This is a genomic window from Actinomadura sp. RB99 (genome assembly GCF_014706005.1).
In the GTDB taxonomy this organism is placed as follows: Bacteria; Actinomycetota; Actinomycetes; order Streptosporangiales; family Streptosporangiaceae; genus Spirillospora.
On record NZ_JABMCA010000092.1, the window covers coordinates 20,094 to 33,575 of the forward strand.

The following is a 13,482-nucleotide window of genomic DNA, read 5'->3' on the forward strand; positions in this document are numbered from 1 at the left end:
GGAACCGGCCGGACGGGACGGGAGGGCCGAGATGGTGCAGGTAGCGGTCGCGCAGTTCGCGCCGGGTGAGGACAAGGACGCCAACCTGGCGGCGATCGGCAAGCTCGCCGCGGAGGCGGCGGGGCGCGGCGCGCGGGTCGTCGTGTTCCCGGAGTTCGCGATGTTCACCGCGCCGAAGCTGGACCGGCGCTTCCTCGACACGGCCGAGCCGCTGGACGGCCCGTTCGCGGCCGGGCTCGGTGAGCTGGCGCGCCGGCACGACGTGCACGTGGTGGCGGGCGTGAACGAGCGGCTCGACGACCCCGGCCGGATCTCCAACACCCTCCTCGCGATCGGCCCGGACGGCGCCGTCGCCGCGACCTACCGCAAGACGCACCTGTACGACGCGTTCGGCTACAAGGAGTCGGAGGTCGTCCGGCCCGGCCCGATCGGCGACCCGGAGACGTTCACCGTGGACGGCGTGCGGTTCGGCATGCAGACCTGCTACGACGTCCGGTTCCCCGAGGTGACGCGGCGGATCGTGGACGCGGGCGCGGACGTGCTCGCGCTGCCCGCCGAGTGGGTGCCGGGGCCGCTCAAGGAGGACCACTGGCGCACGCTCGTGCGGGCCCGCGCGATCGAGAACACGATCTACGTGGCGGCCGCCGACCAGTGCGCCCCGACCGGCGCGGGCAACAGCATGATCGTCGATCCGATGGGCGTCGTCGTCGCGGCGCTGGGGGAGACGACCGGCACCGCGTCCGCCGACGTGTCGCCCGAGCGGGTCGCGGCCGTGCGAAAGAAGAACCCGGCGCTGTCGCTGCGCCGCTTCACCACCGTCCCGCTGCCCTGACCTGACCTGGGCCTCACCCGACCGCCCGCCGGGGGCCGCGGGGTCCGTGACTGTATCGAGCGGGCAACGGTCTCTGGCATTCTCCGTGTGCGGCCGTGCGCGGACCGTGACGATCGGACCGTGCCCGAATCCCGTGACCTCCCCCCGGCCGGATACACCCGCGCCACGCCCCGCCCGCCTCTCCGCTCCCGCCTGTTCGGCGCCCGCGCGGCCTTGGTCTCTCGCGGTCGCTCGCCGTTCCCGGCCGCTGCGCTCGCCCTCGTCCTGGCGGCGGGCATCATCGGCGTGATCGGCTACGGAACGAGGCGCGAGCCCCCGGCGAGAAGCCTCCGGCCGGACGCGGTGAGTCCGGCCGCGCCCGCGTCGGCCGCACCGGCGTCGCCGTCCGGCCCGTCGGCGACGCTGCCTGGAGCCGGATCGGGAGTCGCGCCGGACGTGCCCGCTCCCGTGCCCGGCGGCCCGGTGAACACGCAGGACGACCCGCCAGGGGCGCGGCCAGGAGGCGGACCGTCGGGGACGGCGGCGCCGCGCGGGTCGTCGGGGGACGGGCACGCGCAGGCGGGTCCGGTGCACGCCCGCCCGTCCGCCACGCAACCACCGCACAGGTCCCCGCGCCCACGGCCCCGCCCCCGGCCCGCGCCGCGCCCGCACGTGCCGTCCAAACCGCAGACCGCGCGCCCGGCCGCCCCGTCGTGGATCGGCCCGGAGTGCCGCCGCAGGTTCCCCGGCGACCCGGCCCGGCAGGCCGCCTGCGTCGCCGCCCTCACCCGCTACTACGCGAAATGATCGAGATCACGGGAACCCCGGCGGCCCGGGACGGGTCGTACATGACCATGAACCCGAACGACGCCATCGCCGCCGCCCTCATCGACGCCTTCGCACGGCGCGGATACCCGTGCTCGCTGCCCGACCCGAACACGGTCGCCATCACGTTCAAGGACGGCTCCCAAGCGCGCGCGGACATCTCCGAGTGGCGGGCCTACGCCGGCCGCAACTCGCGCGCCGACCTGCCCGGGCTCGCCGCGCAGTACGCCGACCGGGCCGTCCAGGCGATCGAGCGCGGGCCCGCCGCCGCGCCCGCCGGCGGAGGCGCGCGGCGCATGCTGGAGGAGGGGAGCCTGCGCGTCCGGCTCTACCCGGAGAGCGCGCTCGACGAGCGGATGCGGGCCGCGCTGGTGACCCGGCCGCTCGCCCCGGGGCTGCTGGAGACGGTCGTCGCCGACCTGCCCGACTCGATCGTCCCGCTGAACCGGGCCGACCTCGGCGACGTGCCCGAGCACGAGGCGTTCGGCGCCGCGCTGGCCCGTTCCATCGAGGCCGAGCCGCACTACGTGCAGGCCACCGACGTCGACGGCGTGAAGATCGCGCACATCGGCGAGCAGCACCGCTACATCGGCGCCCACGCGCACGTGCTGCGCCGCCACTTCCCGGGGCCGCTGCCGTTCGGCGCCCTCGTCGCCTTCCCGCTGCCGGAGTACGTCGCGGTGCACGAGATCGGGAACGACCAGCACCTCGTCCTGGCGCTCAAGACGATGCAGGAGGTGGCGGACCGGCTCGCCGGGAACGGGGAGCGGCCGATCAGCCCGCAGCTCTACTGGTGGCGTCCGGGGGAGTACGAGCGGATGGAGGAGCGCGCCGGGTTCTACAGCGGCCGCGTCCCCGACCTGCGGCCGGTCGGGGTCCGGATCGAGCAGGGCGAGGACGGGCGGCTGACCGTCGGGCTGGTCGGCGACGCGACCGCCGAGCTGGTCCAGGGCTGGGAGGCGGCGCGCGGCTGAACCCGCCGGGGAGCGCCGGCCTCCCCGCGCCGCGCCCGGCTCAGGGCGTCCCGAACACCTTGCCCGGGTTGAAGACGCCCGCCGGGTCCAGCGCGTCCTTGACCGCGCGGTGCATGGCGATCACCGCCGGCTCCAGCTCGGCGTGCAGGCCGCGCCGCTTGAGCAGGCCGACGCCGTGCTCGCCGGTGACGGTGCCGCCGAGGTCGAGGGCGTCCGCCACGATCCGGTCGAACGCCCGCTGGGCCCGCACCCGCGCGTCGTCGTCGCCCGCGGGCGCGATGATCAGCGGGTGCAGGTTGCCGTCGCCGGCGTGCGCGATGTTGGCGATGTGGGTGCCGGTGTCGGACGCGGCCGCCTCGATGCGGGCCAGCATCTCCGGGACGAGCGCGCGCGGGACGCACACGTCCTCGGTGAGGACGGGGCCGAGCCGCTCCAGCGCCGGGTAGGCGAGCCGCCGCGCGGCGAACAGCGCCTCGGCCTCCGCCTCGTCGGACGAGCGGGCGCTCCAGGTCGCGCCGGCCTCCTTGAACAGGGCGGCCATCGCGTCGGCCTCCGCCTCGCCCGCCTCCCCGGGAAGGTCGGTGCGGCCGAGGAGCAGGACGTTCGCGTCGGCGGACAGCCCCATGTTCCGCCACGCGTCGACCGCCTCCAGGCAGTGCCGGTCGACCAGTTCCAGCGCGCTCGGCACGATCCCGGCGGCGGTGACGCGGCTGACCGCCTCGCCCGCGTCCCGCAGGGTGTCGAAGTACCCGACGACGGTGTGCTCGGGGGCGCGGGCGCCGCGCAGCCGCACGGTGATCTCGGTGATCACGCCGAGCGTGCCCTCCGAGCCGACCATCAGCCCGCACAGGTCGTACCCGGCGACGCCCTTGGCGGTGCGGCGGCCCAGCCGCACCACCTCGCCGCGCCCGACCACGGCCTGCACGGCCAGCACGTAGTCGCGGGTCACGCCGTACTTGACGCAGCAGACCCCGCCGGCGTTGGTCGCCACGTTGCCGCCGATCGTGGACCACGGCGAGCTGGCCGGGTCCGGCGGGTACCACAGGCCCCGCTCGGCGGCGGCGAGCCGCAGCGCGTCGTTGACGACCCCGGGCTGGACGACCGCGAGCCGCTCGGCGGCGTCGATCTCGACGATCTCGTTCATCGCCTCCAGCGACAGCAGCACGCACCCGTCCAGGGCGTTCGCGCCGCCGGACAGCCCCGTGCCGGCGCCGCGCGGGACGACCGGGACGCCGTGCTCGGCGCACGCCGCCACCACGGCCCGGACGTCCTCGGTGGACCCGGCGCGGACGAGCGCGGCGGGCGTCCCGTGCGGCGCCCACTCCGCCTCGTCGTGCGCGTAGGAGGCGACCACGTCCGGGTCGGTGACGAGCCGGGTGGCGGGGAGGGCGGCGCGGAGGGCGTCCAGGAAAGCGGGCATGTCCCCACGAAATCACATCATCGCTCGCGCGCGGACGGGCGCGGTGGTCGGCCCGGCGGTGCACACGGCGGTCGGCACGGTGGTCGGCCCCGCGGTCGGCGCGGTGGTCAGGCAGCCTCGGCTGTGAGCAGCCGGGTGATGTCGGCGCGCAGTCCCCGGACGTCGACGCCCGCCTCGGCCGCGAGCCGCACCGCCAGGAAGTCGTCGTCGTGCAGGACGCCGAGCAGGATGTGGCCGCTGCGGATCTGCTTCTGCTTGAGCCGCACCGCGTGCCGCAGGCTCAGCTCCAGGGCCTTCTTGGCCTGCGGCGTGAACGGGATGTGGCCGGTCGGGCGCTTGCGCCCGGGCGGGGCGTCGAGGGCGCCCTCGCCGAAGACCTCCTCCGTCGCCTCCCGGACGGCGTCCAGGTCGATGCCGAGGGTGCGCAGGGCATCCGGGTCGAGCGGGTCGTCGCCGTGGCGGGCGACCCGGGCCCGCAGACCGGACGGCTCCAGCCCGTGCGCCCGCAGCGTCCCGCTCAGGGCGTTGTCGTGGGCGCAGAACGCGAGCAGCAGGTGTTCGGTGCCGATGTGGTGGTGGTTCAGCATGCGGGCGTCCTCCTGGGCGAGGACGACGACCCGCCGCGCGTCCTCGGTGAAGCGCTCGAACATCTCCTACTGCTCCTTCTCTGCTTTTCCGAGGGGGGACGACCCCCCGCGCCCCCCGGCCGACCTCGTCGGAAGGGAGAGGCGGCGCCCGCCGCCGTGCTTCTTGTGGACGGCCTGCCGGCTCACGCCGAGGCAGACCGCGATGTCCTGCCAGGACCAGCCCTGCTCCCGGGCGCTGGCCACCTGCAGCGCCTCCAGCCGCTCGGCCAGCTCGCGCAGCGCGCGGACGGCCCGCAGGCCGACCGCCGGGTCCCTGCTGCTCGCCTCCTGGGCGAGCGTCACTCCATCGCTCATGCCTGTCAATGTAGGTTGACATCCGGGCCGCTGTCAACCGATGTTGACGCGCGATCCGTGTCAGGAGAGTTCCAGCAGCGTGGTGAGCAGGTCGTCCAGGCTGACCAGCCCCGCCACCCGCCCGTCCGGGCCGACCGCCAGGCCGAGTTGGCTGTGCCGCGCCCGCAGCGTCGCGACGGCCTCGCCGACCGGCGTGCTCACCGGCATCGCCGGCACCGGATGCGCCAGCTCCCCGGCCGTGGTGTCCCGGCCGCGCGCCCGCGCCAGGTAGGCGTCGCGGACGTGCACCATCCGCGCCTGCCCCCGGCCGGAGCCGCGCAGCATGATCCGGACCCGGCCGGTGCGCGCCGCGGTGTCGACGATCTCCTGCGGCGACGCCTCCGGCGGCACCGACACGATCTCCGACACCGGCACCACCAGCCCCGACAGCGGCGCGCGCGGCGCGTCCAGCGCGGCGGTCAGCAGGGTCAGGTCGCGCTGCCCGATCAGCCCCAGCCGCCGCGAGTCCTCGGCGATGCTGCGCAGCTGCTCCGGCGTCCGCGACACCTCCCGCGTCTCGCCCGGATGCACGCCCGCCGCGCGCAGCAGCAGGTTCGTCGCGCCGTTCAGGGCCGCCAGCACCGGCCGGACGACCGTCGTGAACGCCCGGAACGGCAGCGCCAGCACCGTCGCCGACCGCTCCGGCCCCGCGATCGAGAACGACTTCGGCGCCATCTCCCCGACGACCATGTGCAGGAACGTCACCACGCCGAGCGCGATCACGAACCCGATCGCGTGCGCCACACCGCCCGACAGGCCCGCGGCGTGGAACAGCGGCGCGAGCGCCTCGGTGAACACCGGCTCGGACACCAGGCCCAGCCCCAGCGAGCACATCGTGATGCCGAGCTGCGCGCCCGCGAGCGTCAGCGACAGCTCGCCGATCCCCGCCACCGCCGCCCCCGCGGCCCGGCTCCCGCGCGCGGCGGCCCGCTCCAGCCGCGGCCGCTTCGCCGCCACCAGCGCGAACTCCGTCGCGACGAAGAACCCGTTGCCGGCCAGCAGCGCCAGCGTCACCGGGACGCCCAGGGCCAGGTTCACCGCTCCCCGCCGTCCCGCCCGCCGGGCGCCGTGACGACCGTCCGGATCCGGATCAGCTCCGGGACGTGCCGGTGCACCGTCAGCACCTCCACCACCGCGGTGCGCGGCGGCTCGTCCAGCCGGGACTGCTCCAGCTCCACCCGCACCACGTCGCCGGGCCGCGCCACCCGGCCGAGCCGCCGCAGCAGCAGGCCCGCGACGGTCTCGTAGTCGCCCTCCGGCAGCGCGATCCCGGTCTCGTGCGCCACCTCGTCCACCCGCAGCCCCGCGTCGGTCGTCCACCACTCGCCGCGCCGGATCGCCAGGTCCTCGTCCGGGTCGTGCTCGTCGGCGATCTCCCCGACCAGCTCCTCCGCGACGTCCTCCCAGGTGATCAGCCCCGCGAAGCCGCCGTACTCGTCGACCACGCACGCCACCGGCGCGTCGGCGGCGCGCAGCCGCGCCACCACGTCCGGCAGCGGCAGCGACGACGGCAGCAGCAGCGGCGGCCGGGCGATCGCGCCCACCGGCGTCCGCTCCGACTCCTCCGGGCCGAGCAGGATCAGCTCGTCCAGCCCCACGATGCCGACCACGTCGTCGACCCGCTCCCCGACGACCGGGTAGCGGGAGTGCCCGCTCGCGGTGATGACCTCGCTCAGCTCCGACGCGCGCGCCGACGCGGGCACCGTCACCACGTCCACCCGCGGCACCATGACCTCCTCGGCGTCCCGCTCGGAGAACACCAGCGCGCGCTCCAGCAGGTCGGCGTGCGCCTCCTGGAACTGCTCGCCCGACTCGCCGATGATGTGCCCGAGCTCCTCCAGCGTCGCGCCGTGGTGCAGCTCCTCGACCGGCTCGATCCCGACGGCCCGCACCAGCCGGTTCGCCGCCGCGTCGAACAGCCGGATCACGGGCGCCGCCACCGTCAGGTACACCAGCGTGGACCCGGCCAGCCACCGCGCCATCGCCTCCGCCCGCGCCAGCGCCAGGTTCTTCGGGAACAGCTCGCCCAGCACCATCTGCAGCACCGTCGCCAGCACGAACCCGAGCGCGACCGCGACGCCGCCGGACGCGCCGCGCGGCACCCCCGCCGCCGACAGCACCGGCGAGATCAGGTCGGCCAGCGCCGGCTTGGCGATGAACCCCACCACCAGCGCGGTCACAGTGATGCCGAGCTGCGCGCCCGACAGCATGAACGACAGCCGCTCCATCACCCGGACGGCGCGCTGCGCCGCGCGGTCGCCCTCCGCCGCCCGCTGGTCCAAGAGGGGGCGGTCCGCGGTGACGAACGCGAACTCCTGCGCGACGAAGTAGCCGGTCGCGGCGGTCAGCACCAGCACCGCGAGGAGGCCCAGCGCACCGTTCACCGGCCCTCCCCTCCACGCGTCCCTGGCAAGATCCCTTCTACCCTGCCAGCAGCCGGCACGCGCCGCGAGACCCGCCCGCCCGTCCGGTGCGGCGGACGGCCCCGGGGTCCGCCTAGTGGGCCGTGATGAGGACGACGCCCGCCGCGACCACGCAGGCCGCCGCGATCCGGCGCGGCCCGAGCCGCTCGGAGAAGAACACCGCGCCGATGACCGCGCCCGAGATCACCCCGGTCTCGCGCAGCGCCGCCACGGACGCCAGCGTCCCGCGCGTCTGCGCCCACAGCACGATCCCGTACGCCGCCATCGAGATGAGGCCGCCCGCCAGGCCGCGCAGCGCGGCGGCCCGGTCCAGCCGGGTGATCGTCGCGCGGCCGCGCAGGGCCAGCACGAGCGCGACCGTCACCGGCGCCTGTATGCCGAACATCCACGACGTGTACGACAGCGATCCGCCTGCGTGCCGCACCCCGACGCCGTCCAGGAGCGTGTAGGCCGCGATGGACACGCCGGTCAGCAGCGCCGCCGCGACGGCGCGCGGGTCGCGCTCCCGCGCCACGCCGCCACCCGTGTCCACGCCGCCTCCGGCGTCCGTGCCGCCTTTCCCGGCGCCGTCGCGGCGGCCCGCGAAGGCCAGCACGCCGAGCCCGCCGCAGACCGCCGCGACGCCCGCGTCCTGCGCCCACGTGAGCCGCTCGCCGAGCACCACCGCCGCCACGGCCGCCACCAGCAGCGGCGCGCTGCCCCGCGCCAGCGGGTACACCTGGCTGAAGTCGCCGAGCTGGTACGACACGAGCAGCAGGCCCATGTAGACGATGTGGACGGCGACCGACGCCAGCAGCCACGGCCATGCCGCCCGGTCCGGCGGCCCGACGACCGCGCCCATCGGCAGCACGACCAGCGCCTCCCCGAGGCCGATCAGCGCGAACGAGGCCCACCGGTCCGGCGCGCCCTTCGCGATCGCGTTCCAGACGGCGTGCAGCACTCCGGCGAGGATCACGGCGAGGGCGACGGTCATCCGCCCACCCCACCGCGAACGGGCCGTCACCGGCATTGATTTAGGTCATGGCTAAAGGGTCTGCGGCAGCTCGGGCGGCCCGAATTTCCGGATCTCGTGACATTCCGGGGATGGCTGGGCACAAGTGATAGCAAGTGAACGAAGGCAGAACGGGCAGATCTCCCGCGGGCGGCACCGCCGGCCGCGGGACGTCCTGAGGCGGTGGGGAGCGCCGATGAACGATGAGAGCCGTCCCCGTCCGGTGTTCGACCCGGGCATTCCCGTCGCGGACCGCGCCGTGCTCGCCGCCGCCCCGGAGCGGCTGGTCGCGGCGAGCCTGCCCGCGCCCGCGCCGCCGGCCGTGACCGCCGCCACCGTCGCGGGCCGGATGCTGTGGATCCCGGCGTTCGCCTTCTTCTACGGCGTGCTGCCCGGCGGCTGGCTGCGGGTCTTCTTCCTCGCCTCGCTCGACCAGGACGACCTCGTCGGCGGCGCGCTGCGGTGGGGGAGGCTGCCCGTCCTGGCGATGATGCTCACCCCGGCGCTGCAGGTCCTCCTGCTGCTGCTCGGGCAGCAGGAGGCCGCCGTGTTGCTCGCCGCCGTCAGCTTCACCGGCTGGGTCGTCGGCGCGCTGCGGCACCTGCGCGAGCCCGCGGCCGCCCGCGCCGCCCGCGAGCACCATGGCCGCTACCTGCTGCCCGCCGACTTCGACCGGCCCGCGGCCCGGCTGCTGGTCCGCGCCCAGAGCGCCATCGACGCCGTCCTCCGCTCGCAGTCCCACCGCACCGGGCTGCTGGACGACGTCGGCAACACGGTCGTGCTGCCCCGGCAGGAGTGGGCGATCGCGTCCACGCTCGCCGAGCACACCCGGCTGCGCCGGGAGCGCGTCGTGCAGCAGACCGAGCGACTATCCCCGCGGGTCCGGGCCCTGCTCGAACCGCAGGAGCGCGCGCTCGCGCTGTCGGCGCGCTCCGTCACCGTCCGGATCGAGGCGCTGGAGGCGTACGCGCGCCGCGTCGGCGAGGCCGACGACGCCTTCCACGAGTCGCGCGTCCTGGCGGCGCTGCCGGAGCAGAACGCCCGCTACCGCGACCTGCTCGCCGGCACGGTCGGCGACGAGATGGCCGCCGCCGAGATCCGCGGCATGGCCGAGGACGCCCACCGCACCGAACGCGCCCTCCGCGAGGAGGTCGCCGAGGCATTGCCCACCGCCCCCGAACTCGCCCTCCCCAAGGACCACGAAGAGACGCACTAGGGTCGGCCGCACCACAAGGTCAAGCCGTCGCGCGAGCGCGTTATCTGACCGGTGGGGGCGATGCCGAAGGCGAGCCCCCACCGGGAAGCTCGCGAAGCGAGTTCGCGCTCGCCCAAGCCCGGTCAAGGGCCGAGCCGCTAGGCGAGGCCCTTGGGCCGGGTTTGTGAGAACACAGCGATGATGCGGTCGGCGGTGCGTTGGGTGCCGGCCATGCGGCGGCGCAGGCGCGTCCGGCCGGGACGCGTCCCGGCGGTGCGCCGCACGGGCCCCGCCGCCCGGTCGGCCTCCTCGGCCAGCAGGGCCCCCGCCCGTGCCAGCTCGGCCAGCAGCCGGCGCGCGGCGCGGCCGTCCCGCTCGTCCAGCGCGCAGCCGTACAGCGCCTCGATCTCGGCTATGCGCGCTCCAAGGCGCAGCATCTGATCGCCCACGATTGATCACCCCGTCGGTCCAATTGTGGGCGATCCGTGGCCGTTCGCGCACCGGCATTTCCACGGCCCCGCATTCCGGACAGACCGTAACCGCGGGCCGTGCGCGGGCGGGCGTCAGTTCTCCGCGAGGACGATGACGCGGTCGTGCGCGGACAGCACCAGCGGGGCCGTCTTGTCCGGGTTGAGCACCACGCCGTAGCCGGGCGGCTCGTGGTACCGGTCGCTCAGCCGGTAGCCGAGCGCGACCTCGCCGCGGCGCCGCGCCGACTCGATCAGCGTCGCGAAGTCGGCGGTGCCGCCCGGCACGAGGTAGTCGCAGGCGGGCTTGAGGTAGATCTCCGACCCGGCCGGGTCGAGCAGGTCGGCGAACACGTCGTACAGGTGCCGGTTCTCGCTCAGCTGGGTCAGCATCAGGCTGATCAGCTTGTCGCTGACCACGAAGTCGTCGGCCTTGGTGACCTGCGCGACCTCCCGGTTGGCGTCGTCGTTGATCTCGCTGACGATGGAGAACGGGTCGCCGAGCGCGTCCTCCATGTCGCGCAGGTGCAGCAGCGTCACCAGCGTGCGCGCGTCGGCGTGCTCGCGGTCGTAGCCGGCCTCCGACAGCACGATGACGTGCTGGTAGGACCCGACGTCCAGGGACTCCAGGGACGGCCGGTCGGTCGGCTCGGCGCGCACGAAGCCGACCTTGAGGTTGGCGAACGGGCCGAGCCCGCCGGTCGGGTCCTCGCGCGGCGCGGCCACCGTCAGCGCCGAACCGGGGGCGAGGAAGTCGTCCAGCAGCTCGATGATCTTCTGGGCGCGGTGGTTCCAGCCGAGCAGCAGGGTGCGCTCCGGCACCGGCTCCCGCGCGGTCGCGGTGGTGATCGCCCGCTCCCGGACGGGCGGCGGCGGCCCGGACGCGAGCCGGATCAGCAGGTCGTCCTCGGCCAGCACGATGATCTCGTCGTCGGCGCGGACCGGGGTGTCCATCGGCGGGTTCAGCGCGACCGTGCCGTCGCTGTGCCGCAGCCCCGCCGGGACGCCGAGGTCGTACCGCGACAGCGTCTCGCCGAACGCCAGCCCCGCGAGCGACGGCTCGGCGCGCATGTAGAACTCGTGCCCGGCGAAGTCCAGCAGGTCGGTGCAGACCTGCGACAGGCCGGACTGCCGGTGCGACTGGACGATCAGACGGATCGCGATGTCGTCGGCGTCGATGACCCACGCGGCCTCGCCGCCGGCCAGCCGGGCCGCGGGCAGGTTCGCCGAGTCGTGCACCGCGGCGACGACGTGCGGGCGGCGCCGCTCCCAGGCGCGCGCGCCGAGCGACAGCAGCACCTTGATGACGTGGGTGTCGGCGTCCTCGACCTCCGGCGAGATCACCATGATGGACCGCGCGGTGCCGGGGCTGACCAGCTCCAGGTCGGCGACCTTCAGCGGGTTGCCGGTGCGGCACACGATCCGGGTCCGGCCGAACTCGCCGACCCGCGCCCGGATGGCGTCCTCCATCTCGACCTTGTCGCGGTCGGCGAGGATCGCCACGCACGAGCGCCGCTCGCTCTGGTTGGCCTCCACCAGCTCGGCGACGACCGTGAACACCTGCTCCGACCAGCCGAGCAGCACGGTGTGGCCCTGCTCGACGATCCGCGACCGGCCCTTCCGCAGCTCGGTGATCTTGCTCTCCAGGCCGGTGGTGAGCACGCCGATCAGCGAGCTGACGATGAAGATGCCGCCGACCGTGGCGACGAGCATCAGGCCGAGGAACGCGACGCCGCCGCTGTCGCCGCCCATCGTGCCGGGGTCCAGGGTGCGCAGCAGGCTGCGCCACACCATGCCGGGCCAGTGCCCGTTGCGGTCGCTGTCGCGCGGCGCGAGGACGACCGCGGCGGTCGCCACCACGAGCACGAGCGCCGCCGACGCGAGCCCGAGCCAGCCGATGAGCGCCGGCGTGCCCTTCGACATCGTCGTGTCGAACCAGTACCGGACACGGTCCCGTCGCGTCGCGTGCTTCAACCCCGCTTGCCCCCTTTGCCGGTCCCCCCGGGCGTCACCCTACCGACTCGCCCGCCGAGGATGTCCAGCATGTGGAATTCGGGGAATGCCGAGCGAAAGGCGATTTGCCCGGTGCGCACTAATGCGTGAGGGGCCGGAGTGAGAATTTCACTCCGGCCCCTCGGCGCTCTGCCGGAACTCGGCCGGCCGCGCGCGGCGCTAGTGCGCGGCCTCGTACTGCTCGATCACATTGGCGGGGATACGGCCCCGCTCATTGACCTTGATGCCGTGGTTCTTCGCCCACTCGCGAATCTCGGCGGACCGCTCGCGGCTGCCCGCGGTACGCGTGCCGCGGGCCTGCCTGCCCGCCGGCTTGCGCGCCTTGCGGGCACCGGCCACGAACGGCTCCAGCCCGTCGCGCAGCTTCGCGGCGTTCTTCTTGCTCAGGTCGATCTCGTAACTGGTGCCATCGAGTGAAAAGCTGACCGTCTCGTCGGCCTCGCCACCGTCGATGTCGTCCACGAGAAGGACTTCGACCTTCTGTGCCATGCGGGGACTCCCTCTAGCTATGCGTCCGGCTTCGCGTCCGGATGAGCGTCGATGAATGCAGCATAGACCTCATCCGATATCTTGCCACGCTCGGAGACTTCGACGCCCTCGCGCAATGCCCAGTCGCGGACATCGCCGTTCGTGTAGCCCTTGATCTTCGCTACCCGAGGCTTGCGGCCCTTCCCCGCGGGCTTCACCTCCGCGGCGTTCTCGATGAAGGGCGCGAGCGCGTCCAGCATCTCGTTCAACCGCTTGTAGTTGTCCTCGCTGAGGTCGATCGTGAACGTCCGGCCCAGGACCTCGAAGTCCCGCTTGGTGACATCGTCCCCTTCGGAGCCGTCGATGTCGTCGACTCGAATGACCTTCTCGGCCATCTGTACCTTGTGTTCCTTCCCCTCGCCAACGCGGCGCCCCTGACCGTAGCGGATTCCGCGCCCCACCATGACGTCGCGGCGCGGCGCGGCACCGGAAAAGGCGCGCGGATCGGCACGCCGTTCGGGCGGGAGGCGCTCAGGAAGAGGAACGGGCCCGGATCCAGGTGCTGAGCAGCAGCATCATCTCCAGGCGGAGATCGGGGTCCTCGATGTCGAAGTCGAACATCTCGTGGAGTTGCGCGAGCCGGTACCGGACGGTCTGCGGGTGCACGCACAGCACCTCGGCGGCGCCGGTGGCGTTGAAGCCGTGCTTCATGCACTCCAGCAGCGTCTCCGCCAGCCGGACGCCCTGCCGCGGGCCCGCGGCCTCCAGCGGGGCCAGCCGCCGCGCCGCCACCAGCGCCGCCAGCGAGCCGCCCTCCTGCAGCAGCAGCTCCGGCAGGTGCTCGTCGGCGCGGACGAGCAGCCCGCCGCGCCGGGACCCGCGGCCCGTCCCGTTCGCCCGGCCCGCCGCGGCGCC

The 13,482-nt window shown here is 74.5% G+C and carries 17 protein-coding genes; 5 read left to right on the plus strand and 12 right to left on the minus strand.

Annotated elements, in window-relative coordinates; all coding sequences use genetic code 11:
* Nucleotides 1-31: 31 nt before the first annotated feature.
* Nucleotides 32-832, plus strand: coding sequence for a carbon-nitrogen hydrolase family protein (locus tag amrb99_RS43985; protein ID WP_190867885.1), 801 nt, complete (start codon nt 32-34; stop codon nt 830-832).
* A 293-nt stretch (nt 833-1,125) separates the two neighbouring features.
* Here amrb99_RS43985 and amrb99_RS43990 read toward each other — a convergent pair whose 3' ends face one another.
* Nucleotides 1,126-1,422 carry a hypothetical protein gene (locus tag amrb99_RS43990; protein WP_190867887.1) on the minus strand — a complete coding sequence of 99 codons (297 nt, stop codon included), beginning with the start codon at nt 1,420-1,422 and terminating at the stop codon, nt 1,126-1,128.
* A 61-nt stretch (nt 1,423-1,483) separates the two neighbouring features.
* Between amrb99_RS43990 and amrb99_RS52860 the strand changes: the two genes are divergently transcribed.
* Both amrb99_RS52860 and amrb99_RS43995 read left to right on the plus strand, forming a co-directional pair.
* On the plus strand, nt 1,484-1,618 hold the full coding sequence (locus amrb99_RS52860; RefSeq protein WP_277820223.1) for a hypothetical protein: 135 nt from the start codon (nt 1,484-1,486) through the stop codon (nt 1,616-1,618).
* On the plus strand, nt 1,615-2,610 hold the full coding sequence (locus amrb99_RS43995; RefSeq protein ID WP_190867889.1) for a hypothetical protein: 996 nt from the start codon (nt 1,615-1,617) through the stop codon (nt 2,608-2,610). The genes amrb99_RS52860 and amrb99_RS43995 overlap by 4 nt, the downstream gene beginning before the upstream one ends.
* Nucleotides 2,611-2,650: 40 nt before the next feature.
* Here the strand turns inward: amrb99_RS43995 and amrb99_RS44000 are convergent, their stop codons facing one another.
* Complete coding sequence (locus amrb99_RS44000) at nt 2,651-4,030, minus strand: FAD-linked oxidase C-terminal domain-containing protein (RefSeq protein WP_190867891.1); 1,380 nt, start codon at nt 4,028-4,030, stop codon at nt 2,651-2,653.
* On the opposite strand from amrb99_RS44000, the gene amrb99_RS52865 reads away from it, so the two are divergent.
* A complete protein-coding gene (locus tag amrb99_RS52865; protein ID WP_277820224.1) occupies nt 4,029-4,157 on the plus strand; it encodes a hypothetical protein in 129 nt (42 codons plus the stop codon). The two genes, amrb99_RS44000 and amrb99_RS52865, sit on opposite strands and share 2 nt — an antisense overlap.
* On the opposite strand, the gene amrb99_RS44005 is transcribed toward amrb99_RS52865, so the two are convergent.
* The 5 genes from amrb99_RS44005 to amrb99_RS44025 form a co-directional block, all read right to left on the minus strand.
* Nucleotides 4,138-4,680: a Clp protease N-terminal domain-containing protein gene (locus amrb99_RS44005; protein WP_190867893.1), complete on the minus strand. Its 543-nt coding sequence runs from the start codon at nt 4,678-4,680 to the stop codon at nt 4,138-4,140. The genes amrb99_RS52865 and amrb99_RS44005 overlap by 20 nt on opposite strands.
* 3 nt (nt 4,681-4,683) lie before the next feature.
* Nucleotides 4,684-4,971 (minus strand): RNA polymerase subunit sigma-70, encoded by a 288-nt coding sequence (locus tag amrb99_RS44010; RefSeq protein ID WP_241756503.1) that lies wholly within the window; start codon nt 4,969-4,971, stop codon nt 4,684-4,686.
* A gap of 60 nt (nt 4,972-5,031) precedes the next feature.
* Complete coding sequence (locus tag amrb99_RS44015) at nt 5,032-6,048, minus strand: CNNM domain-containing protein (protein WP_190867895.1); 1,017 nt, start codon at nt 6,046-6,048, stop codon at nt 5,032-5,034.
* Nucleotides 6,045-7,394, minus strand: coding sequence for a CNNM domain-containing protein (locus amrb99_RS44020; protein WP_190867906.1), 1,350 nt, complete (start codon nt 7,392-7,394; stop codon nt 6,045-6,047). The genes amrb99_RS44015 and amrb99_RS44020 overlap by 4 nt, the downstream gene beginning before the upstream one ends.
* A 112-nt stretch (nt 7,395-7,506) precedes the next feature.
* Nucleotides 7,507-8,406: an EamA family transporter gene (locus amrb99_RS44025; protein WP_190867909.1), complete on the minus strand. Its 900-nt coding sequence runs from the start codon at nt 8,404-8,406 to the stop codon at nt 7,507-7,509.
* 214 nt (nt 8,407-8,620) lie between these two features.
* Here amrb99_RS44025 and amrb99_RS44030 point away from each other — a divergent pair, with 214 nt between their 5' ends.
* Nucleotides 8,621-9,640, plus strand: a complete 1,020-nt coding sequence (locus amrb99_RS44030; RefSeq protein ID WP_190867910.1) for a hypothetical protein — start codon at nt 8,621-8,623, stop codon at nt 9,638-9,640.
* Nucleotides 9,641-9,777: 137 nt separating this feature from the next.
* On the opposite strand, the gene amrb99_RS44035 is transcribed toward amrb99_RS44030, so the two are convergent.
* From amrb99_RS44035 to amrb99_RS44055, 5 genes are all read right to left on the minus strand, one after another.
* Nucleotides 9,778-10,068 (minus strand): hypothetical protein, encoded by a 291-nt coding sequence (locus amrb99_RS44035; RefSeq protein ID WP_190867913.1) that lies wholly within the window; start codon nt 10,066-10,068, stop codon nt 9,778-9,780.
* Between the two features lie 114 nt (nt 10,069-10,182).
* The gene (locus amrb99_RS44040; protein ID WP_347257123.1) at nt 10,183-12,060 is read right to left on the minus strand and encodes a potassium transporter TrkA; all 1,878 of its coding nucleotides are present in this window, start codon (nt 12,058-12,060) and stop codon (nt 10,183-10,185) included.
* A 198-nt stretch (nt 12,061-12,258) separates the two neighbouring features.
* Nucleotides 12,259-12,588: an Lsr2 family protein gene (locus tag amrb99_RS44045; protein WP_151547238.1), complete on the minus strand. Its 330-nt coding sequence runs from the start codon at nt 12,586-12,588 to the stop codon at nt 12,259-12,261.
* A 17-nt stretch (nt 12,589-12,605) separates the two neighbouring features.
* Complete coding sequence (locus tag amrb99_RS44050; RefSeq protein WP_190867915.1) at nt 12,606-12,962, minus strand: Lsr2 family protein; 357 nt, start codon at nt 12,960-12,962, stop codon at nt 12,606-12,608.
* 136 nt (nt 12,963-13,098) lie between these two features.
* On the minus strand, nt 13,099-13,482 hold a 384-nt coding region (locus amrb99_RS44055; RefSeq protein WP_190867917.1), incomplete at its 5' end, for a helix-turn-helix domain-containing protein.